The following is a 20,345-nucleotide window of genomic DNA, read 5'->3' as shown; positions in this document are numbered from 1 at the left end:
GCGATGCGATGGACGCGTGCGCGGCGGCGGAAGGCTCCGGCAGTTACTTGACTGGACGGAACTCTACCGAGGGTTCTTCAAAGAGCGGAATCAGTACGCTCTCAATGTCATTCAAACGCTCGGCAAAGGGCGGATTCGCGACAGGCAGGCTTGGGTAAGCTGTCAATGGAAGTGGGCGTTCAATCGCTTATCGGTTGGCGCCCGTAGCGCTCTTGAAAGCAACCCCGTGCCTCAGATGACCAGCCCCGCTGGTCACGGGAGAGGTTCGTCGTGGGAACGGGCAGCAGGCGGCAACTGCCAATCTCCCGCACAATTTGACCCAGAACGGGGCGAACACGCGGGAAGTGCCATCGCTTTGTAAACAACGCTGGATAGTTTCGTTGATGAAATTGAGTTTTCCCGGAAAGTGCTGGGGGAGCTTTGATCCTGTCGCATACGTGGCGGGGCATCGGGAAGGTGTTTCGTGATCGGGGATGCGATGCGCGTTCGATTGCTCGCTTGCTCAATGGTACCGGGTTTCGTTCTGGTGCCGCACATGCGGGCGCAGGAAGCGACGACCTAGCAGCTATGGCGCGCTCGGTGGCGGGCCAAGGGGCGGAGATTTGTCCGATGTGCGAAGGGGTATGTCACTCTCGGTCAACACCGCGCCCCATCGCGAAGCGAGTAACTGAAAGTTGATCGATACCTCGGCGGATAAGGTTCGCGTTCTCTATGACAAATATTCTGAAAAGCAATCATGACTGCTGAAGTTTCATAATATCCCCAGAAGGTTGATCATATGGTGAATTGCCTCAACAAGTCCCCATAGGACCAGAAATCCCGCAGAGATTACGGAAACTTTGTTTGGCTCCTGCTATTCTCAAGATATCCTATGCATTCCCGATGCATATACGAGCTTAAGTAATCAAGCGCCGCAACTGGGGTGCGCGCGTTGCAGCGTGACGCCACCTTCGGGCTGTAGCGAGTATCTGGAGGTGATATGCGAGAAAAGGTATTCGCGGTCGTTCTTGCTTCCGCCATGTTGTGCGCCCCGGGCTTGGCAAAGGCCCAGGAAACAACAGCATATACATATGACGCCCTGGGTCGGCTAACCAGCGTAGCGGTGTCAGGCGGCGCCGCTTCGGGCGTAACGCAATCCTATAAGTTCGATGCGGCCGGCAACAGGACCAGCGTTACCGTTGTGGGCGCTCCCAGCGGTGGCGGACAGTCAAATTGTTCGTTCCGAATCCACGATGCCGTCGGCAACGACGAATTCACTCTGCAAGTTTCCATAGAAAAAGTGGGAACCTGCTCAGGTGTCGCGCAAATATCCTACAAGACAAATCACCACGGAAATCCATCTGGCGTTATCAGCTTTTCGGCAAATCAGATGTGGGGATCGATAGATATTCCACCAGAATGCTGCAGGTCGGATGGACTTACCATCCCCTATAACGCCGACATAAGCGTGTATAGCGGGAACGCCACAATCACCAGATCTCAAGCTAGATTTACCATTTCAGGAAATGGTTAAGGTGGTTGCTTCGCGAAATAGAAAGCGAGCATGTCTGCCGGTCAGGCCGGCGTGCGCAGCTACGCTTCGGTGCATGCGGAGCAGCGGCGCTCGACCGTCCAGGTCATAGGGAGCCCGGCGATCTGCAGCCGCTCCACTGCAGCGCTTACGAATTTCATGAATTCTATCTTGGGATTGCTTGTATGAAGAAAATTCTTCTTGCAACTACTGCGCTTGTCATCCTTGGAGCGACGAGCGCGAAGGCGCAGATTTCCGTTGAGGGCACGCTTCCTAACGTGGTCTTCTCGGATGAGAACGCGGTCGATCTGCGCTCCGGGCAACTGACAAAATCGAGTACCAAGCTCACCATTGGTCCTGCAGACGCGCCGTTATTGTCATATGATGTCTTCAACACGTTCATGGATGCGTTGAATTCGGCGCCTCCACTGAGCGTTCGGTTAAAGACCACGCAGTGCCCGAACGGCACGACATCCATCCCCGCCGGGTGTTTTGTTCAGATCATCGCCGAAGTCGGGGCAAAGGCGTACGACTTCGGCTGGGACGGCGGCTTCCCCCGTACAAGCCCGGATGGAGCGAGGCTGGAACAAACCTCCACCGGGTATGTCCTGACCGATGAGAGTGGTGCGAAGTACGTTTTTGATTGGCGCTCCTTTACCCCTGTCGGCTCCGGCTCCGATTTGATGGGAACGCTGCGTGAAATCGCTCGCCCCAACGGCGATCGTCTCACATATGTTTTTGGCGGATCTGGTCCGCATGGGCTTCTTTCGATAACTTCGAACTCTGGATATCAGCTCCGCTTCGAGGGCAGCTACAACGATCAGACTGTGCGGCTCGTCAATCTCGCGGTGGACTATTGCGATCCGGCGGCAACCTCATGCGCGACCACACGAAACTGGCCGCGGATCCGTACTATCTACTCGTTAGCGAGCACTAGGCAGCAGTGGACGGCGGTAGATCAGTCATCGCGAACGTACACAACGACGTCTTCGGACGGAACTTGGGAAGTAACCAGTCCCAATGGTGGGTTGAACTATAAGTTCAAACGCGCCTCATTCGGCCAGGCTGGTATTCCTGGCAACACCGTTCCACGCAATATCATAGCAACAGTATGGTATGAGGATTCGGACGGGCGGACTAACTACAACTATGACGTTGATCGCTTTCAGCGTGTAAACAGCGCTATTGCTACAGCCCCCGATCTATCGACACGGCGGTTCTATATCGATCGTGACACACCCTATAGGGAAGGCGATCCTTCGCCTGGTGTGTACAGGTTTGGTCTCACGGATGAGAACGGGCGCACCACAAAAGTCGATGTCAAGAAAGCCTCGAGCTTGAACTTCAGCTATTGGCCGCGGGAGTTCGATATATCCCGGATCTCGTACCCGGAGGGGAACTCTGTCTGGATCGACCGTGAGGTCGTGCGCAATCGCCTCGTATCGGTTACGGGCAATCCGAAGCCCGGCAGCTCCGGATCGATAGGTTCGACGGCGAGCTACACCGATTGCGCCGACTGGAGCTTGTGCCTGCGGCCGGACTATACGCTGGACGCGAAGGGCAATCGAACCGATTACAGCTACGACCCGCTGACGGGGCTCGTGACCGTAAAGACGCTTCCTGCCGACAATAACGGCGTTCGTCCGCGAACCCGATATTATTATCGCCAGGTGCAGGCGGTCTACAAGAATGCCGCGGGGCTGCTCGTGGGCTCCGGCAGCCCGGTCTGGAAGCTCGACTACACCACCACCTGCCGAGTTGCCACCGAGTGTCCGGGATCTTCCGGCGAGTTGCGCATAACCTATGGTTACGATGGCAACCTCCTGCCGACCACCGAGGCGACCAGCACCGGGGATGGTGCGTTGGTCAGCACCGTCACGCGCGCCTATGACGCCGTTGGCAATGTGATCTCGGTCGATGGTCCCCGGCCGGGCCCGGATGACACGACATTCTCCTTCCATGATGATGCTCGCCAGCTGGTGGGCGAAATTGGCCCGGATCCGGATGGCGCCGGCCCCTTGCCGCGCGCGGCCGCCCGCTATGGTTATGATGCGGATGGGTTTCGTACGTCGGTGGAGCTGGGGACGGCGTTCGGGGTCTCGGTCTCCGATCTGCAGAGCATGGCCGTCCGCGAGCATATGGTCTCCCTGTACGACCAGGGTCGAAAGGTTGGAGAGCGGCGATATGTTGGCGCCAGCATCGAGGCCGCGACCGACTTCTCCTACGACTCCCATGGCCGGCTTCTCTGCACCGCCGTTCGAATGAACAAGGCAGCCTTCACCCCGAACAGGGGCGATGCCTGCAGCCTCGGCGCCGAGGGGACGCAAGGCCCCGACCGCGTAACCCGAAACTATTACGACGCCGCAGGGCAGCTCCTGCAGGTGCGCAAAGCGATCGGCACCTCATTTGAGCAGCCTTACGTCACCTACTCCTACACGCCGAACGGCAAACAGGGCGACGTCATCGATGCGAACGGAAACCGAGCCTCCTACGCCTATGATGCGCACGACCGGCTCTCGCGCTGGACGTTCCCCTCTGCCGCACGGTCCGCAAGCTTCAATCCGCAGAGCGTTTCCACGGTTCTGAGTTCGGCCGGCGCCGCCAATTCGTGGGACTATGAGGAATATCAGTACGATAATAACTGGAATCGCACCCAGCTGCGCAAGCGTGACGGGCAGGTCCTGACATATGGCTACGATGCGCTGAACCGTGTCACGTCCAAGCGTGGCGCGACCACGCCGGGCGTCGATTTCACCTATGACCTGTTTGGGCTGCAGCTTACTGCGAAATTCAGCGCAACGGGCCGCGGCGTCACGAACGGCTATGATGGACTGGGACGGCAGACCTTCACCGTCAACGACATGGATGGAACGGCGCGGACGCTCAGTTTCCAGTATGACGTTGCAGGCAACCGGACCCGGATCACGTTCCCGGATGGGCAATATTTCAGCTATGATTATGACACGCTGAATCGGGCTGTCGCCATTCGCGAGAATGGAGGCCCGGGCGTCGCGGCGATGTCCTGGGATGCCCAGGGGCGCCGGTCCGGCGAAACCCGTGGGGCGGTGAACTCCGCCTATCAGTATGACGGGGCGTCGCGTCTCGCACAGCTTACGAACGATCTGGCCGGAACCGCGCAGGATGTGGTCACGACCTTTGGATATAATCCCGCAAACCAGATAGTCAGCCGTACGCGTTCGAGTGACGCCTATCGCTTCACGAGATATGAGAATTTCAATCGTACCTACATCGTCAACGGCCTGAATCAGTATAGCGGCTTCCAGTATAGCGGCGTCCCGGGCCCGACCTACGGCTATGACGGCAATGGGAATCTGACCAGCGATGGCGAGAAGACCTACGCCTATGATTCCGAGAACCGCCTGATTTCGACCTCGGCAGGCACGGGCCTGGTCTACGATCCGCTTGGGCGCCTCTATCAAGTATCGAGCGGAAGCGGAGCCGTGACGCGCTTTCTCCACGACGGCGACCAGCTTGTCGCTGAATATGGAAGCGACGGCACGCTTCTGAGCCGCTATGTGCATGGCACCGGCGAGGACGATCCGCTCCTTTGGTACAAGGGCGCCTGGCTCGGCGATCGCCACAGCCTGCAGATCGATCATCAGGGTTCCATCGTGTCCGTGGCGGATGCGGGCGGCACGGGGAAGATCTATAGCTATGACGACTATGGAATTCCCGGTGCCGGCCAGGATGGGCGCTTCCAATATACCGGCCAGGCATGGATCCCCGAACTGGGGATGTACTATTACAAGGCCCGCATCTACTCGCCGACGCTAGGCCGGTTCCTGCAGACCGATCCGATCGGGTACAAGGATCAGGCCAATCTCTACGCCTATGTCGGGAATGATCCGGTCAATGGACGGGATCCCGATGGCAATCAAACTGTGCCGATCATGCCCACTGTCGCACAGAACCGGGAAGTCGCTAGGCAGATCAAGGATGACCCCGTGGGTGCGGCGATCAACGTCGTTACGGCCGCCGCCGTTGTTCTCGATGTCGCTGATGGTCCAGCTCCGGATGTAGGCGCCATCGCCCTCACGGGACGAGCTGCGCGCCTGGAGGCGGCAGCCGCAAAGGGGGCGGCAGCCGGAAAGGGGGCGGCAGCCGGAAAGGGGGCATCGCCTGTTGGCAACGCAGCTACGCACAATTATTCATACGCCGATCGGGTGAGGCAGCGGGGCATTGAGGATCCTGTCAGTCACAACTTTCCCTATTCGATGGACGACGCTATCCTGAGAACCAATCCGATCCCAAAGAAGAATGGCTACACCATCTACCAAATGCCGGGTAATATGAACGACAGATCAGGTGTATTTGAGATTGGCGTCACCAAAGGCGGCGTTATCGATCACCGCTTTTTTAGGCCAAAGAAATGACCGAACTTTCTATTTTTATTGACGGAATGCTCTCTGGGACCGGCATTAGAGATGCCAAAAATGGAGGGTACTTGGAAACCGATGAGCTTGGCTTGTCCGACGAGCTTGCACATAGGATAAGCGCATGGCTATCGGCCTATGAAGATGCTCATTTCTACCAATACGAAGACAAGGCCAGCAACGAAGCGCTCGACCTTGAAGGTTTGAACATTGCGCGCGCGGTTCGTGCAGAACTTCCTGCAGCACGAGTGGGATATTTTTCAAATGCCAATATGTGCGAGATGAATATCTAACAAAAATCAGTTGCCGCAAAGGGAACTCCAAGACTCACCCGATCGACTATCACTGACTATTTATCCGGTGTATCGACCAAGACGCACAGCTCGATCGCAAGCGACCTGCAAAGGCTTGGTTTGAAAATAAAAGGGCAGAGCCCTGACGGAAAGTTTATGTCGTTCGTTGATAAGTCTGGAAGAGTTCGTGCCCAGCTCCACCCGGCGGACAAAGTGACTACGACACCTCACCTCCACATTTACGATGCGCGAGGTAATCCACTGGGTGCTAATCTAAATAGGGCGCCGCGAACCTCACCAGATGTGCATATTCCGACCGTAGGCTACTAACTATGTATCTGGAACTTGAAGCCAGCGACGCAAATCGAGCCAGTTTTCCAGACTGTCAGATCGGCTCCTTTGTAGCGAGTGACAGGGAGATCAGCTTCCGTAGCGACGGCATTTTTGTGGAAGATATCGGCTTTATCGGTCCGGACGCCAATGTGCAGTGCGTAATCTCCGGCCCCATTCAGTTGCGAGAATATGCTGACGGGGTGTGGGTCGATATTGAGATAAATCCTTCGGTGGGCTTGCGGGAAATATGTGAATGGAACGCTAGCGAAGGTAACCTTATTTTCGCGGGATTCGAGTCCGTTTCAGGTCTTTGGGCAGAATATAGAGTTACTTCTTTCTCGATGAGTATGAGTATCTCACACGAACAATAAGAGTCGCAAAAGGGGGGGGCGCCGATCTGGTCTCAGACGGCCAAAGTCTCCGGTCGAGAACGCGTTTGGGCATTGGCAGAAGCACGGTAGCGAATTCCCTGAGTTCGCGAACTCAAAGCAATACATGGAGGGTGCTAAGCGGTTCTTTGACAGCCCGCCCGCCGGAACGCTGACAAGAACTCGCCCGAATGGCGATCGGCTTTTCTATGATCCACGCACAAACACGCTCTGAGTTCAGGCTCAAGCGGTTCGCCACGAACAATATTCATGCCTAAGGACGACCCAAATTATTGGAATAGGCAATGGGAAGTGATGCCGGTGAATCCCTCTTTCCATGTCCCTGCTGTGCTTCCGAAGTCCTGAGTGAAGTCGGAGTGTATGAGATATGTCATGTCTTTGGCTGGGAGGATGATCCTGTCCAGCGAGACGACCCCGATTATTCCGGAGGAGCAAATCAACTGAGTCTGAACCAATGTCGTGAAGCTCACCTCAGGAAATAATCTATCAGCGAGGTGGCGCAGGTATGGAATTCCCGGTGCCGGTCAGGATGGACGCTTCCAATATACCGGCCAGGCGTGGATCCCCGAGCTGGGGATGTACTATTACAAGGCCCGCATCTACTCGCCGACGCTAGGCCGGTTCCTCCAGACCGATCCGATCGGGTATGACGATCAGGCCAATCTCTATGCCTATGTCGGGAATGATCCGGTCAATGGACGGGACCCCGATGGCAATCAAACTGTGCCGATCATGCCCATTGTCGCACAGAACCGGGAAGTCGCTAGGCAAATCAAGGATGATCCCGTGGGTGCGGCGATCAACGTCGTTACGGCCGCCGCCGTTGTTCTCGATGTCGCTGATGGTCCAACTCCGGATGTAGGCGCCATCGCCCCCTCACGGGACGAGCTGCGCGCCTATCTGCGCGGCGCCACCAGCGTCATAGCGCCGGTCACCGATCGGTTGTGTGCCATCCTCAACGACGAGGGGCAGTCCGAGAGTGAATTTTGCGGCGCCCAGCGTGCCCTGGCAGGAATGGCTGACGTCGACCAAGAGGGGTTCCACGACGTTCCAGCCATGCAGCGAGGCTCGCGCGCACGCCCGCCGTCAGTTCGAATTGCACCGGCCGGCCGGTCTTCTTCTGGATCACGGTCGACCTGGTCCTCACATCAACTCCAGAAACCAAGATCGCCTATCTTGATCTTGACCAGATCGCATCCGCGCAGCTTGCCATCGAGCGCGAGATCGAACAGCGCCCGATCACGCAGCCTCCCTTCGCGGTCGAGAAAGAACCGGACTGCCCAGATCTGCTTCTGCGTCAGCGGGCGTTTGGTGCCGATCATCTTGCCGGCGTTCCACGCAGGCCGGTGGTGGAATGCGGGATCGAGGTGTGAATGTCCCATCGTTCATCTCCAGCGGCCGTAATTGGCATCCGATGAACGCGTCGAAGTCGGCCACCCTTGCAGAAGGCCAGGGGCGGCATGCGCCTCAAATATCGACCATTTCAGCCTGGTTCCCGGAGTCCCGATTGCAGACATTGCCGGGGGGTGCGAACAGGGAGGATGAGCAAGCTCACCCTTCGCTACCAGTACGACGCCAGCTTCTTCGATCCCAAGAAACCGAGGGACGACTTCGGTTGGCTTGCCGTCCAAGTGCAGGCAGACCGCCTTTCAGGTGATGGTGGCTTTTGGGTTCAATGGCAGGACGTCAAGGAGTTCGGCGAAGCGCTGAGTGTTTTCCCTATTGCGACGGATCGTCCGATCGTCGCGCAATGGGGCTTTGGCATGCAGGAAGGAGCCGATCTGAGGCTTAAGATCGAGATAGCGCCGGCCAACAACCGCGGCGATCTCAATGTTCGATTTGAGGTGGCCGATTATCACGAGCCCGACAACCGCACGCGCGGCTGTTTCACAACTAACTACCCTGATCTCGACGCCTTCCGCGCAGATATTGCACGCCTGATGGATCGAGAAGCTGACGAGGCCACGCTGAACGGAAGATGACGTCTATTTTGAAGGGAATCCCGCCGTTCTGCCTTCCAGCCAATCTCCGTCGTTCCAGCTGAAATTTCCGGCTCTGAAAGCCGCCCGGCGGCAACCACCCTAATTGCGGACATCGACATCCCGGCGTAGCATTCTGCCATGCCAATCGTAGAAGCCTTCGGCGACAAGGACGCCTTAGAGCCGCTTTTCACAGCAGAGTTCGATTTCCTGCCTCGCCTCGGTGAGTATCTGGCCCGAGACACACCGCCTGGTTATTTCGTGCATCACAAAGTGGTCGAGATTTGGCATCGACAGGATGCTGAGGGGGGTAGGTTCCGCGCTTGCATACGCCTTGAAATGGACGACTGACGAACGACCGCATTCCAGCCGGTAGCTGCCGTTCGATGATCGTCCGAACGAATGACGGCTTTCGGGACCAGAAGCGGCCAAGGCGACCGACCGAGATTGGGGCGCTTAGCGGCCGACCGGCGCCCTCGCATGGCCTGCGTTGAGGCAGTCTTATTTCACGGATGAGGCACTTTTATCCGGGCTCAACAAACCGGTGGGAAATGGTGGGCGCTGACGGGCTCGAACCGCCGACCCTCTCGGTGTAAACGAGATGCTCTACCAACTGAGCTAAGCGCCCCGGGCACGATGCCGGTCCTGATCCGATGCCAAAGCCGGAGCGCTGGAGCAAGCCCTCAAACGAGACTCAACCCCGCCCGGCGTACGGCGCCCACATAGCTGCGCATGCCTTGCTGCGCCTTCTCGCTCAACACGATATAGGCGCGGCGCCGGTCGCCGGGATCGGCCTCGCGGCGAAACAGGCCGGCATCGTGCATCGTGCCGATCCAGCGCAACGCCGTGGTCGGCGGAACCGCCGCAGCGATGCACAGGCTGGATACCGATACGCGCCGCCGCTCGAGCCCGGCGGCGAACAGGTCCAGCAGCATGTCCCAGGCGGGGTCGGCGAACAGGTCGGATGCGAAATACTGGGCGCGCAGCCGGCGCGCGCGGATGACCGCACGGATCTCGGCGGCGGCGATCTCGGGCATGGGCTCGTCGGGCCCGCGATACTCCATGTCGGGCGCCCGGATGCCGGCGCGGCGCTCGATCTCGTCTTCCTCCGCAAACTCGCCCCGGGTCAGGCGCGCAAGGATATCGGCGATGCGCGCCACTTCGTCGTTGAGCCGGCGCAGGCGCACGGCCTCGGAATCGCGCGTGACGTCCGCCAAGGAAAGCCGCGCCGCCGCCTCTCCCCCGGCGACGACACCCAACAGCGCGGCCAGCAGCTCGCCGGCTCCCGGATCGCAGAGGAGCTGAGCGCGCGGCGCCCCCAGCAGCGCGCCGGCAAGGTCGATCTGGTCGGCCGGAAAGATGGCGACCAGCGCAGGCCCATCCTCCAAGCCGCACATCGCCAGGCGATCGAGCAGGGGCGCCGGCACGGCCGCGCCGCTGGCCCGGGCGTCGAGCAGGACGAGATCGAGCCGGGCCGAGTCCAGCAAGGGCGCCGCAGCCGCGAAATCGGCCCGATCCCGCACCCGGATCCCGAGCGCGGCGAACGCCGCGTCCACGTCCGCGCCCGCCGCCTCCGCGATCAGCACCGCGTTGACGGCCAGGGCATAGGGCGCGCCGATCAGTTCGGGGGCCGCGGAAAGATTCGTCATCGCCCTCTCGGAGTCGCTCCATGCGCCGGAGAGGCCCAACCTCCGAAACGGATGCTCTGTCCGCTCCATTCCGGTTCTGATGGCGCGGCGCGGACGGGCGCAGGATTCATTGCCCGTCCGTTCCGAATCAGTCCATGACTGATCCGTCGGATTCGGCTGCAAACACCGCGGCTTCGCTCTCGTCGCCAAGAAGCTCGCGGGTGGCGCTGGCGAGCAGGCCCGGCCCCAGCGCCAGCCCCACCGCGAAGAACACCGCCCCCACCACGCCGAACAGGATCTTGGCGGCGAGCGGCATGGCGAACTGTTTGGCAGCGAACGCCTCGGCCGCCAGGCGCATCTGCTCCTGGTCGCCATTGGCCTGGATCAGCGCGACGAAATACTCGCCCATCACCGCCCACATCACGATGCCGGTGGCGACGGCGAAGATCAGCCCGATCAGGAAATAACAAGCGAAGAGCAGCCAGAAGCGGCCGCGCGTCAGCTCCCAGGCGGCGTCCAGGCTCATCCGGCGGCGGTGGAAGCTCAGCGGGAAGATCAGCGAGATGCGGACCTCCAGCCAGACCATGGCGCAGAGAAAGGCCAAGGCGAGCACGACCGAGATCGCGCCGGCGATCGCCCCCGTTCCCAGCGCGAAGCCGATGATCGTGATCAGCAGCAGCAACAGCAACTCGCCGATCAGCACCGCGGCGAAGACGCCGACACAGACCAGGACCACCAGCCCGAGCATCCGGAACTCGTCCATGCCGAGCCGCATGAAGGCGAAGCCGCCCTCCTGTGGCCGCAGCATCGCGCGGAACACCGCGTTCATCAGCACCACGACGAGCAGCAGCAGGCAGAGATAGAGGAGCAGCATCAGGCTGAACATCGGGCCCGCCCAGACCGAGAGCGCCGCCCCGGCATCGGCGCTGGCCGGCATCACCGTGCCGAACATCAACAGGCCCATGATCAGCGAAATGGCCAGCGAGCCGACGCAATAGGTAACGGCCCAGATCACCACCGCACCCGGCCGCTCGCGCAACAGCCCGAACGCACCGCCCAGAATCGAACCCACGCTCGCCATCACAATCTCCCCGTTCGCCGCCGTCAGTCGAGGCTCTTCACGATCTCCTCGACCATCTTCTTCGCGTCTGCCAGCAGCATCATGGTATTGTCGCGGTAGAACAGCTCGTTGTCGACACCCGCATAGCCCACGCCGCCCATCGAACGCTTGATGAAGAGTACCGTCTTGGCCTTTTCGACGTCGAGCACCGGCATGCCGTAGATCGGCGAGGACTTGTCGGTCTTCGCCGCCGGATTGGTCACATCGTTGGCGCCGATCACGAAGGCGACGTCGGTCTGGGCGAATTCCGAGTTGATGTCCTCCAGCTCGAAGACTTCGTCATAGGGCACGTTCGCCTCGGCCAGCAGCACGTTCATATGGCCCGGCATGCGCCCCGCGACCGGATGGATCGCATATTTCACCCGGACGCCATGCTCCTTGAGCTTGTCGGCCATCTCGCGCAGCGCATGCTGCGCCTGGGCGACCGCCATGCCATAGCCCGGCACGATGATCACCTGCTCGGCCTGGCTCATCAGGAAGGCCGCGTCCTCGGCCGAGCCGCGCTTCCACGGCCGGTCGATCGCCTGGCCCGCCGCGCCGCCGCCATCGGTGGCGCCGAAGCCGCCGGCGATCACGCTGAGGAAGCTGCGGTTCATCGCGCGGCACATGATGTAGCTGAGGATCGCGCCCGAGCTGCCGACCAGCGCGCCGGTGATGATCATCGCGCTGTTGTGCAGCGTGAAGCCCATCGCCGCCGCCGCCCAGCCCGAATAGGAATTGAGCATCGAGACGACCACCGGCATGTCCGCGCCGCCGATCGGCACGATCAGCAGGAAGCCGATGACGAAGCTGAGCGCAGTGACGGTCCAGAACACCCAGGGGCTCTGGTCGGTCACGAAATAGGCGATCAGGCCGAGGATGCCGGCAAGCACGCCCAGGTTGATGACGTGCCGGCCGGGCAGCAGGATCGGCTTGCCCGACATGTTGCCGTTGAGCTTGAGGAAGGCGATCACCGATCCCGAGAAGGTGATCGCGCCGATCGCGACGCCCAGCCCCATCTCGATCCGGCTGACGCTGAGGATCTCGCCGTCCGCGCCCAGGATGCCGAACGCGCCCGGATTGAGGAACGCCGCCGCGGCGACCAGCACCGCCGCCATGCCGACCAGCGAGTGGAAGGCGGCGACGAGCTGCGGCATCGCGGTCATCGCGATCCTCCGCGCGGTGACGAAGCCGATCGCGCCGCCGATCGCGATCGCCGCGCCCAGCTCGATCGGGCTGGCGATCTCGTGCGTGATCAGGGTGGTGACGACGGCGATGGCCATGCCGAGCATGCCCAGCCGGTTGCCCCGCCGGCTGCTCGCCGGGCTGGAGAGCCCGCGCAGCGCGAGGATGAAGCAGATGCCGGCGACCAGATAGGCCAGCGCCACCCAGGGATTGACAGGTGCCCCCTCATGCATGGCTCAGCCCTTCTTCTTGTACATGGCGAGCATGCGCTCGGTGACGGCGAAGCCGCCGAAGATGTTCACGGATGCCAGCGCCACGGCGACCAGGCCGAGCCATTTGGCGATCTCCGCGCCCGAGGCCGCCGACGCGATCAGCGCGCCGACGATGATCACCGAGGAAATGGCGTTGGTCACCGCCATCAGCGGCGTGTGCAGCGCCGGCGTGACCGACCAGACCACGTAATAGCCGACGAAGCACGCCAGCACGAAGATCGACAGGATCGAGATGAAGTCCACTTATCATTCCTCCCCGGAACGGGGAGGGGGACCATGCGAAGCATGGTGGAGGGGGCGTTCGGCAAGGAAGATGATCGACGAAACGACCGCTCCCAAGTCTTGCAGCACATCTACTGCACGCACCCGCATTACCCTGTACCCGTTCTCGTTCAAAAATCGGTCACGCAATTCGTCACGCTCTGGCCGATTTCCTCGTTCGTGCGCCTCGCCATCGACTTCGATGATCAACGAAGGCTCACGCGCGAAGAAATCCACTACATGGGGACCTACCGGATGTTGCCGGCGAAACTTGATCCCGGTCTTCGCCCCGCGAAGCGCCTGCCAGAGCAGCACTTCGGGGAGCTGCATCTCCCGTCTTAGCCTCCGCGCGGTGGAAACCTCGGGCCTCAGCATTTGCCTCCCTCCCCCTCCACCGCCTTCGGCGGTCCCCCTCCCCGTTCCGGGGAGGAATTCTACAGCAGCCTCTCGTGCACCACCTTGCCGCCCTGGGTCAGGCGGATGGCGTTGCCGATCTCCTCGTCGAGCACGGGCTTGCCCTGCTCCTTGTCCCAGAAGGCCGAGAGGAAGTTGAACAGGTTGCGCGCGAACAGCGCCGAGGCATCGGCGGCGAGGCGCGAGGGCACGTTGCGGTGCCCGACAATCTTCACGCCGTGCCGCTCGACGATCTCGCCGGCCACGGCACCCTCGACATTGCCGCCGGCCTCGACCGCGAGGTCGACGATCACGCTGCCCGGCTTCATGCTGGCGATCTGCGCGTCGCTGATCAGGCGCGGTGCGGCCCGGCCGGGGATCAGCGCGGTGGTGATCACGATGTCCTGCTTGGCAATGTGTGCGGAGACCAGCTCGGCCTGGGCGGCCTTGTACTCGTCGCTCATCTCGGTGGCATAGCCGCCGGCGCCTTCGCCCTCGATGCCCTGCACCGCTTCGACGAAGATCGGCTTGGCGCCGAGCGAGAGGATCTGCTCCCTGGTCGCGGCGCGCACGTCGGTGGCCGAGACCTGGGCGCCGAGGCGCCGCGCGGTGGCGATCGCCTGCAGCCCCGCCACGCCAACGCCCATCACGAAGGCCTTGGCGGCGGAGACGGTGCCCGCCGCGGTCATCATCATCGGGAAGGCGCGGCCATATTCGGCCGCCGCATCGAGCACCGCCTTGTAGCCCGACAGGTTCGACTGCGAGGACAGGATGTCCATCGACTGGGCGCGCGTGATGCGCGGCATGAACTCCATCGCCAGCGCCTCGAACCCGCCGCTGGCATAGGCATCGACGCGGGCACGCTCGCCAAAGGGATTGAGGCCCGCGACGATCCACGCCCCCGGCTTCGCGCCCTTCAGGCTCGCCGGATCGGGGCCCTGCACGCCCAGCACGATGTCGGCGTCCTTCAGCGTCCCCGCACGGTCGCCGATGGCGGCGCCCATGTCGGCATAGGCCTGGTCGGCGATCGAGGCGTCCAGGCCCGCATTTGCCTCGACGGCCACTTCGGCACCCAGCGCGACGAACTTCTTCACCGTTTCCGGAGTCGCGGAGACGCGCCGCTCGCCGGCGGCGGCCTCCTTCAGGACCGCGATCTTCACTTGGCGGAGATCAGGAAGACGACGAGGGCGGCGATCAGGGCCACGCCGATCGTGCCCCAGAACATCATCGCCTTGAAACCATTCCAGGTCTGCTCGTGCGCCTTGAGCTGTTCGGCGCTGTCGACCGTATCGACCATTCGTCTCTCCCCTTGAAACGTGAATTGGCCTGACCTTAGCTCCGCCCCTCCACCCGCTCAACCCTCGTGCCGCTACGTCAGGCTTAAGCCCGCCTTTACCCATCCGTTCTATGAGTGACGCCCTGAAACGGGACATTGGGGACAGAAAGAGCGATGACGCGCAACGGCCAGCGCCTCCTGATGCTGATCGACGACGAGCCGGCACAGCGCCGCCTCGTCGCGGCCATCGCCGCACGCCGCGGCTGGCGCACCATCTTCGCGAGCGAGGCCGAGACGGGCATCGCCACGCTGGGCACCCCCGACGGGATGGCGCTCGACGCGATCCTGCTCGACCATAGTTCGCCCGACGCCGATGCGGCGGGGCTGATCGGCGAGTTGCGCACCCGCCGGCCGCAGCTGCCCATCCTGATGCTCACCGCCAACGGATCGGTGGCCAATGCCGTGAACGCGATGCGCGCCGGCGCGACCGATTTCCTGGTGAAGCCGCTCGCCGCCGAGCGGCTGCTCGCCGCGCTCGAGGCCGCGGTGGGCGGCAAGACCGCGGGCGAGCTGCGCCCGCTCACCGAGAAACTCTCCGCGCCGCTCGCCTTTGACGAGATCGTGGGCAGCGCTCCCTTGTTCCGCGCCGCGCTGGCGATCGCCGCCAAGGCCGCCCGCGCCCGGGTGCCCGTCCTGATCGAAGGCGAGAGCGGCGTCGGCAAGGAAGTGGTGGCCGAGGCGATCCACGCCGCTTCCCCGCGCAGCAAGAAGGACATGGTCTGCGTCAATTGCGGCGCGATTCCCGCCAACCTGGTGGAAAGCGAGCTGTTCGGGCACGAGAAGGGCGCCTTCACCGGCGCCTTCGAGCGCAAGATCGGCCGCTTCGCCGACGCCGATGGCGGCACGCTGTTCCTCGACGAAGTGGGCGAGATGCCGCTCGACGCGCAAGTGAAGCTGCTGCGCGTGCTGCAATCGGGCGAGATCCAGCCGATCGGCGCGCGCCACGCCCGCGAAGTCGACGTCCGCGTGATCGCCGCGACCAACAAGACGCTGCAGGCCGAAGTGGAGGCCGGGCGTTTCCGCGAGGACCTTTATTACCGCCTGAACGTCGTCCAGGTGACGATCCCGCCCCTGCGCGAGCGCATCGGCGACATCCCGGCGCTGGCGCGCCACCTGCTCGCGCGCATCGCCGAGCAGCCCGGCCTGCGCCCGCTCGGCATCACCGACGACGCGCTGCAACTGCTGGGCAGCTATGACTGGCCGGGCAATGTCCGCCAGCTCCAGAACGCGCTGTTCCGCGCCGCCGTGCTGTGCGACGGCGACGGGCTGGCCCGCGCCGATTTCCCGCAGATCGCCCAGCTCGCGGCCGGCCGGCCGGCGGCCAATGGCGCGCAGGCGCCGGGCAACGGCCATGCCGGCGTCACCCTGTTCCGCCCCGACGGCAATCTGCGCGCGCTCGACGAGATCGAGGCCGATGTGATCCGCCTCGCCATCGGCCATTATCGCGGCCGGATGACCGAGGTCGCCCGGCGGCTGGGGATCGGTCGCTCGACGCTCTACCGCAAGCTCGGCGAACTGGGGATCGACCAGAGCGCGGCCTGAGCCTAGGCTCGCCGCCATGCTGGCCGAAGCGCTCCGACTGCTCGAACAGGCTGCCGAACCCGGCGTGGCCGACGGGATGCCGCGCTTCGGCATCGCCACGGCGGACCGCGTCATCGGGATCAAGGTCGGCACCGTCCGCGGCGTCGCCAAGACGCTGGGGCGCGACCAGGCGCTTGCCGAGCAGCTATGGGATGCCGGCGTGTATGAAGCGCGGCTGCTCGCCTGCTTCGTCGGCGAGCCCAAGGCGCTGACGGCGGAGGGGATGGACCGCTGGGCCGCGGGGTTCGACAATTGGGCGACCTGCGACACGGCCTGTTTCGACCTGTTCGACAAGAGCCCGCTCGCCTGGGGCGCCGTCCCTCGCTGGGCGGAGGACGAGCGCGAGTTCGTGCGCCGCGCCGCCTTCGCCCTGCTCGCCGGGCTGGCGCTGCACGCCAAGAAGCTGGGCGACGCCCCCTTCCTCGAAGCGCTGCCGCTGATCGAGGCCCATGCCGGAGACCCGCGCAACTTCGTCAAGAAGGGCGTGAGCTGGGCCTTGCGCGGGATCGGCATGCGCAACCCCGCCCTCCATGCGGCCGCGGGCGAAATGGCCGAGCGGCTTTCCGCCTCGCCCCTGTCCGCCACGCGCTGGATCGGGCGGGACGCGGCGCGCGACCTGGCGCGCCCGGCGGCCAGGCGGAAGGCCGGGCTCGGCTAGACCGTCAGCCACTGCCAGAGCAGCCGGCCCGGCAGGAAGGCGAACATGCCCGGCAGCAGCAGCGCCAGCACATAGAGCCGCCACATGTTGCGCTTGTGCGCGGCGAATTGCCCGGCACGGGCCTGGCGGACGGCACGGTACAGCGTGAAGAACACGACGGGCACGAACAGGTGCAGCCAGCTGAACTGGCCGTGGTTCAAATAGCGGATGAACAGCGCCGACACCGCCGCGGTGACCATCAGCAGCGCCCAGATCCGGCCGAGCAGCTTGTGCGTCGCATCGCCCTTGCGGGCCAGCAGCACCCAGAGGCCGAGCGGGATCGCCGGCAGCACCGCGACGAGATGGACGAGGATGGCGACCTGCCGGATCTCATAGGTCGCCGGCGTCAGGCCGAGCAGCACCCGAGCCACGGCAAGCCCGGTAGCTCCCGCCAAAGTGCCCGCCGCGACGAACATGACTCCCTTGGCGATCCGCGACAGATCGATCCCCCCTGCTTCCCGAACGATTGCATTGCTGGCCATTGCCTGCCTCCCGACACTATTGGCACGAGCAGGATCGCAGCTGGCGGTGCACCCGCAATCGCGGCTACGTGGACCGGCAAGGCGCTTCGCCGGCCGGCAGCGGCGCGGAGGGCGCCGCCATTTGGCGAAGCGCGAACGGGACGAGGAAGACAGGCTTTGGGCGGCACGCGGCGGATCCTGATCGACTGCGCGATCATCCTGGGCGTCGGGCTGGTGCTGGCGCTGGTCGGGCCGTTCGGCAGCTTCGCGGCTCCGTTCGGCCTCAGGCTGCTCTATTGGCTGGCGATGAGCTATGCGGGATATTTCCTCTATTTCCCGGCAATGCGCGCCATGGGTGCGCTGGCCCCGCGGCTCGACCTGCCCGAGCCGGCGCTCTGGGCGGCAGCCTGCCTGATCGTCTCGCTGCCGATGAGCGCCGTGGTGTGGATCGCCAATTTCGTCTGGCATCCCCCGCGCTGGCCGAGCCTCGAACAGGCACTCGCCCATTATTTCAACGTGCTCCTCCTCGGCGCCCTGGTCTGCGCCCTCTTCTGGTTCGCGCGGCAGCGGCATCTCGCCAGGCCCGAACCGGCCGCGGAGCCGGGAGCGCCCGGCCCGCCCCGGCTGGTCGAGCGCCTCCCGCCTCATCTCCGCGCGCTCCCGATCGCGCTGGAGATGGAAGACCATTATGTCCGCGTCCACACCCCCCATGGCTCCGCCCTCCTCCTGATGCGCATGCGCGACGCGGTGGCCGAGCTCGACGGCACGCCCGGCGCACTGGTCCATCGCAGCTGGTGGGTGGCGCGCGGCGCCGTGCAGGGCGTGCGGCGCGAGGGGCGCAACATCCGCCTCCAGCTCGCCGGCGGGATCGAGGCGCCGGTCGCCCGCACCCAGGCACCGGCGCTCGAGGAACAGGGCTGGTTCTAGCGGACCGCCACCAGCTTCGCCTTCGACAGATGCCAGCGGCTGTCGGCAGGATTGTCGCTCACCCCCGCGGCCACGCGGTGGAGCGTGTAGCTGCCGCGGAAATGCTGGCGCCTGCCGTTCTTGAGCGTGGCACGGACATCGACCGGCACCTCGATCCAGCGCTGGCTCATCCCGGCATCGGCATTGCGCGGCGTGCCCGTCGCCACCCTGCTGTGCGCCGTCGCGGCAAAGCCCTGGCGGAAGTCGGCATAGCTCTTGCCGCTCGCCTTGCCGCCATCGTCCCAGGCCGCATAGGCGGCACGGAAATCGCCGCGCTCGATCGCGGCATAGTAGTTCTCGACCGTCCGGCGCGCGGCGGCGGGGGAGCCGGCATCCTGGGCGAGCGCCGCCGAGGGAGCGGCAATCAGAGCGAGAGCAAGGGCAAGACGCATGGGCTGTTCTCCTAGCGCGCGATCAGCGCCGCATCGCGCAGGCCGCGCCAGACGCGTAACGCCTGAACCGTCTCGAATACATCATGAACGCGGATCAGCTGGACCCCGGCATCGGCTCCCTTCAGCGCGAGCGCCAGGCTGCCGCCCAGGCGCAGGTCCGCCGGCGCCTCGTTCGAAAGCGCCCCGATCATCCGCTTGCGGCTGGCGCCGAGCACCAGGCCGCAGCCGATCCCATGGAAGAGCGCCAGCCCGTTCAGCAGCGCGAGATTGTCCTGAAGCGACTTGCCGAAGCCGATGCCGGGATCGACCAGAATCCTCGCGCGATCGACGCCGGCGGCGGCGACGTCCTCGACCCGCTTCTCCAGCCAGTCGTACACGTCGAGCAGCACGTCGCCATAGCCCTCGCCGCCATGCGGGCCCCTTTGCGGTTCGGGCGAGTGCATCAGCACCACCGGACATCCGGCCGCTACCACCACTTCGAGCGCGCCGGGATCATGGAGCAGCGCCGCGACATCGTTGACGAGATGCGCCCCCGCCTGGAGCGCGGCAGCCATCACCGCGGCCCGGCGCGTGTCGACCGAAATCGCCGCGCCGCCGCGCGCGAGCCGGCGGATCACCGGAACGACACGCTCGATTTCCTCGCCTTCCCATATTTCCGCCGCGCCGGGCCGAGTCGATTCGCCGCCAATGTCGAGGATCGCCGCGCCGGCCGCCGCCATGTCGACGCCTGCGCCGGCGGCGGCATCGGCGTCCTGCATGTGCGTGCCGGCGTCCGAAAAGCTGTCCGGCGTGCGGTTGAGGATCGCCATCACCTGGGGCTGATCGAGCCGGACGATGCGCGGACCGAGCGCGAGCGGCGCGCGCGGGGCGGCGATGCGCTCGAGGATCGCGGCGATGCGCGGGTCCTCGGGCAGGTCGGCGATCGCGACGGTGCGCTGGAGCACGCGCTTGCCCTTCTCCCGCGCGATCAGCTCGACGGCCGAGCACCAGCTGAGGCCGCCTGCCAGGCGGACGAGCTCGCCGTCGCGGTCCACCGGCGAATCGGCGAGCTGGACGGGGCGGAGATAGAGCTTCGCCGAAGCGGGCAGATCGAGGGTCATGCGGCGCGGAAAGTCGCTGACGTCGCGGCATCTACGCGCGGGCGTACGGCACGGTGGTCGACGGGAGGGGGCGGGA

The 20,345-nt window shown here is 63.7% G+C and carries 18 protein-coding genes, 1 tRNA gene and 2 pseudogenes; 9 read left to right on the top strand and 12 right to left on the bottom strand.

Annotated features, from left to right (window positions below; translation table 11 throughout):
* The first annotated feature begins 1,695 nt into the window (after positions 1–1,695).
* The 5 genes and pseudogenes from FHR20_RS14380 to FHR20_RS23050 all read left to right on the top strand — a co-directional run.
* A complete protein-coding gene (locus FHR20_RS14380; protein ID WP_167300252.1) occupies positions 1,696–5,904 on the top strand; it encodes an RHS repeat domain-containing protein in 4,209 nt (1,402 codons plus the stop codon).
* Positions 5,901–6,197 carry a hypothetical protein gene (locus FHR20_RS14375; RefSeq protein ID WP_167300251.1) on the top strand — a complete coding sequence of 99 codons (297 nt, stop codon included), beginning with the start codon at positions 5,901–5,903 and terminating at the stop codon, positions 6,195–6,197. Before FHR20_RS14380 ends, FHR20_RS14375 begins: the two co-directional genes overlap by 4 nt.
* Before the next feature lie 332 nt (positions 6,198–6,529).
* Positions 6,530–6,901 carry a hypothetical protein gene (locus FHR20_RS14370; RefSeq protein WP_167300250.1) on the top strand — a complete coding sequence of 124 codons (372 nt, stop codon included), beginning with the start codon at positions 6,530–6,532 and terminating at the stop codon, positions 6,899–6,901.
* 302 nt (positions 6,902–7,203) lie between these two features.
* Positions 7,204–7,401 (top strand): CPCC family cysteine-rich protein, encoded by a 198-nt coding sequence (locus tag FHR20_RS23235; RefSeq protein WP_167300249.1) that lies wholly within the window; start codon positions 7,204–7,206, stop codon positions 7,399–7,401.
* Positions 7,379–7,621, top strand: a pseudogene (locus tag FHR20_RS23050) (RHS repeat-associated core domain-containing protein); the annotation flags it as partial. The gene FHR20_RS23235 and the pseudogene FHR20_RS23050, both read left to right, overlap by 23 nt.
* A 337-nt stretch (positions 7,622–7,958) precedes the next feature.
* On the opposite strand, the pseudogene FHR20_RS14355 reads toward FHR20_RS23050, so the two are convergent.
* Positions 7,959–8,301 (bottom strand): annotated as a pseudogene (locus FHR20_RS14355) (site-specific integrase); the annotation flags it as partial.
* Between the two features lie 159 nt (positions 8,302–8,460).
* Between FHR20_RS14355 and FHR20_RS14350 the strand changes: the two are divergent.
* On the top strand, positions 8,461–8,901 hold the full coding sequence (locus FHR20_RS14350; protein ID WP_167300248.1) for a hypothetical protein: 441 nt from the start codon (positions 8,461–8,463) through the stop codon (positions 8,899–8,901).
* A gap of 549 nt (positions 8,902–9,450) precedes the next feature.
* Here the strand turns inward: FHR20_RS14350 and FHR20_RS14345 are convergent.
* From FHR20_RS14345 to FHR20_RS14310, 8 genes are all read right to left on the bottom strand, one after another.
* Positions 9,451–9,526 (bottom strand) — tRNA-Val (locus FHR20_RS14345).
* A 55-nt stretch (positions 9,527–9,581) separates the two neighbouring features.
* Positions 9,582–10,547, bottom strand: a complete 966-nt coding sequence (locus FHR20_RS14340; RefSeq protein ID WP_167300247.1) for a helix-turn-helix domain-containing protein — start codon at positions 10,545–10,547, stop codon at positions 9,582–9,584.
* Positions 10,548–10,674: 127 nt separating this feature from the next.
* Positions 10,675–11,607 carry a hypothetical protein gene (locus FHR20_RS14335; protein ID WP_167300246.1) on the bottom strand — a complete coding sequence of 311 codons (933 nt, stop codon included), beginning with the start codon at positions 11,605–11,607 and terminating at the stop codon, positions 10,675–10,677.
* A gap of 23 nt (positions 11,608–11,630) precedes the next feature.
* Positions 11,631–13,043 (bottom strand): NAD(P)(+) transhydrogenase (Re/Si-specific) subunit beta, encoded by a 1,413-nt coding sequence (locus tag FHR20_RS14330; RefSeq protein WP_167300245.1) that lies wholly within the window; start codon positions 13,041–13,043, stop codon positions 11,631–11,633.
* A gap of 3 nt (positions 13,044–13,046) precedes the next feature.
* On the bottom strand, positions 13,047–13,325 hold the full coding sequence (locus FHR20_RS14325; RefSeq protein WP_086127554.1) for an NAD(P) transhydrogenase subunit alpha part 2: 279 nt from the start codon (positions 13,323–13,325) through the stop codon (positions 13,047–13,049).
* A 3-nt stretch (positions 13,326–13,328) separates the two neighbouring features.
* A complete protein-coding gene (locus FHR20_RS14320; protein ID WP_243857324.1) occupies positions 13,329–13,673 on the bottom strand; it encodes an endonuclease domain-containing protein in 345 nt (114 codons plus the stop codon).
* Positions 13,674–13,777: 104 nt separating this feature from the next.
* Positions 13,778–14,896: a Rossmann-fold NAD(P)-binding domain-containing protein gene (locus FHR20_RS14315; RefSeq protein ID WP_167300243.1), complete on the bottom strand. Its 1,119-nt coding sequence runs from the start codon at positions 14,894–14,896 to the stop codon at positions 13,778–13,780.
* On the bottom strand, positions 14,893–15,033 hold the full coding sequence (locus FHR20_RS14310) for an aa3-type cytochrome c oxidase subunit IV (protein WP_167300242.1): 141 nt from the start codon (positions 15,031–15,033) through the stop codon (positions 14,893–14,895). Before FHR20_RS14310 ends, FHR20_RS14315 begins: the two co-directional genes overlap by 4 nt.
* Before the next feature lie 153 nt (positions 15,034–15,186).
* Between FHR20_RS14310 and FHR20_RS14305 the strand changes: the two genes are divergently transcribed.
* Positions 15,187–16,614 carry a sigma-54-dependent transcriptional regulator gene (locus tag FHR20_RS14305; RefSeq protein ID WP_167300241.1) on the top strand — a complete coding sequence of 476 codons (1,428 nt, stop codon included), beginning with the start codon at positions 15,187–15,189 and terminating at the stop codon, positions 16,612–16,614.
* Positions 16,615–16,630: 16 nt separating this feature from the next.
* Positions 16,631–17,311: a DNA alkylation repair protein gene (locus FHR20_RS14300; RefSeq protein ID WP_167300240.1), complete on the top strand. Its 681-nt coding sequence runs from the start codon at positions 16,631–16,633 to the stop codon at positions 17,309–17,311.
* Here FHR20_RS14300 and FHR20_RS14295 read toward each other — a convergent pair.
* On the bottom strand, positions 17,308–17,832 hold the full coding sequence (locus tag FHR20_RS14295; protein WP_243857322.1) for a DUF2306 domain-containing protein: 525 nt from the start codon (positions 17,830–17,832) through the stop codon (positions 17,308–17,310). The two genes, FHR20_RS14300 and FHR20_RS14295, sit on opposite strands and share 4 nt — an antisense overlap.
* 156 nt (positions 17,833–17,988) lie before the next feature.
* Between FHR20_RS14295 and FHR20_RS14290 the strand changes: the two genes are divergently transcribed.
* The gene (locus FHR20_RS14290; protein WP_243857321.1) at positions 17,989–18,738 is read left to right on the top strand and encodes a LytTR family DNA-binding domain-containing protein; all 750 of its coding nucleotides are present in this window, start codon (positions 17,989–17,991) and stop codon (positions 18,736–18,738) included.
* Here the strand turns inward: FHR20_RS14290 and FHR20_RS14285 are convergent.
* Both FHR20_RS14285 and folP read right to left on the bottom strand, forming a co-directional pair.
* Positions 18,735–19,169, bottom strand: coding sequence for a hypothetical protein (locus tag FHR20_RS14285; protein ID WP_167300237.1), 435 nt, complete (start codon positions 19,167–19,169; stop codon positions 18,735–18,737). The two genes, FHR20_RS14290 and FHR20_RS14285, sit on opposite strands and share 4 nt — an antisense overlap.
* Positions 19,170–19,180: 11 nt before the next feature.
* Entirely contained in the window at positions 19,181–20,269 is a 1,089-nt protein-coding gene (gene folP / locus FHR20_RS14280) for a dihydropteroate synthase (RefSeq protein WP_167300236.1), read from the bottom strand.
* Between the last annotated feature and the right edge of the window lie 76 nt (positions 20,270–20,345).

This window comes from Sphingomonas leidyi, from assembly GCF_011761945.1.
Lineage (GTDB): Bacteria > Pseudomonadota > Alphaproteobacteria > Sphingomonadales > Sphingomonadaceae > Sphingomonas > Sphingomonas leidyi.
The sequence above is the reverse complement of the archived record's forward strand: the minus strand, read 5'-3'. Positions and strand labels throughout refer to the sequence as shown.

Bases quoted from the DNA above. Each gene is read 5' to 3' on its own strand.
- FHR20_RS14310 (WP_167300242.1), bottom strand. From the start codon at position 15,033: ATGGTCGATACGGTCGACAGCGCCGAACAGCTCAAGGCGCACGAGCAG.
- FHR20_RS14320 (WP_243857324.1), bottom strand. From the start codon at position 13,673: ATGCAGCTCCCCGAAGTGCTGCTCTGGCAGGCGCTTCGCGGGGCGAAG.
- FHR20_RS14350 (WP_167300248.1), top strand. From the start codon at position 8,461: ATGAGCAAGCTCACCCTTCGCTACCAGTACGACGCCAGCTTCTTCGAT.
- FHR20_RS14380 (WP_167300252.1), top strand. From the start codon at position 1,696: ATGAAGAAAATTCTTCTTGCAACTACTGCGCTTGTCATCCTTGGAGCG.
- FHR20_RS14295 (WP_243857322.1), bottom strand. From the start codon at position 17,832: ATGGCCAGCAATGCAATCGTTCGGGAAGCAGGGGGGATCGATCTGTCG.
- FHR20_RS14375 (WP_167300251.1), top strand. From the start codon at position 5,901: ATGACCGAACTTTCTATTTTTATTGACGGAATGCTCTCTGGGACCGGC.
- FHR20_RS14370 (WP_167300250.1), top strand. From the start codon at position 6,530: ATGTATCTGGAACTTGAAGCCAGCGACGCAAATCGAGCCAGTTTTCCA.
- FHR20_RS14335 (WP_167300246.1), bottom strand. From the start codon at position 11,607: ATGGCGAGCGTGGGTTCGATTCTGGGCGGTGCGTTCGGGCTGTTGCGC.
- FHR20_RS14340 (WP_167300247.1), bottom strand. From the start codon at position 10,547: ATGACGAATCTTTCCGCGGCCCCCGAACTGATCGGCGCGCCCTATGCC.
- FHR20_RS23235 (WP_167300249.1), top strand. From the start codon at position 7,204: ATGGGAAGTGATGCCGGTGAATCCCTCTTTCCATGTCCCTGCTGTGCT.
- FHR20_RS14300 (WP_167300240.1), top strand. From the start codon at position 16,631: ATGCTGGCCGAAGCGCTCCGACTGCTCGAACAGGCTGCCGAACCCGGC.
- FHR20_RS14330 (WP_167300245.1), bottom strand. From the start codon at position 13,043: ATGCATGAGGGGGCACCTGTCAATCCCTGGGTGGCGCTGGCCTATCTG.
- folP (WP_167300236.1), bottom strand. From the start codon at position 20,269: ATGACCCTCGATCTGCCCGCTTCGGCGAAGCTCTATCTCCGCCCCGTC.
- FHR20_RS14285 (WP_167300237.1), bottom strand. From the start codon at position 19,169: ATGCGTCTTGCCCTTGCTCTCGCTCTGATTGCCGCTCCCTCGGCGGCG.
- FHR20_RS14305 (WP_167300241.1), top strand. From the start codon at position 15,187: ATGACGCGCAACGGCCAGCGCCTCCTGATGCTGATCGACGACGAGCCG.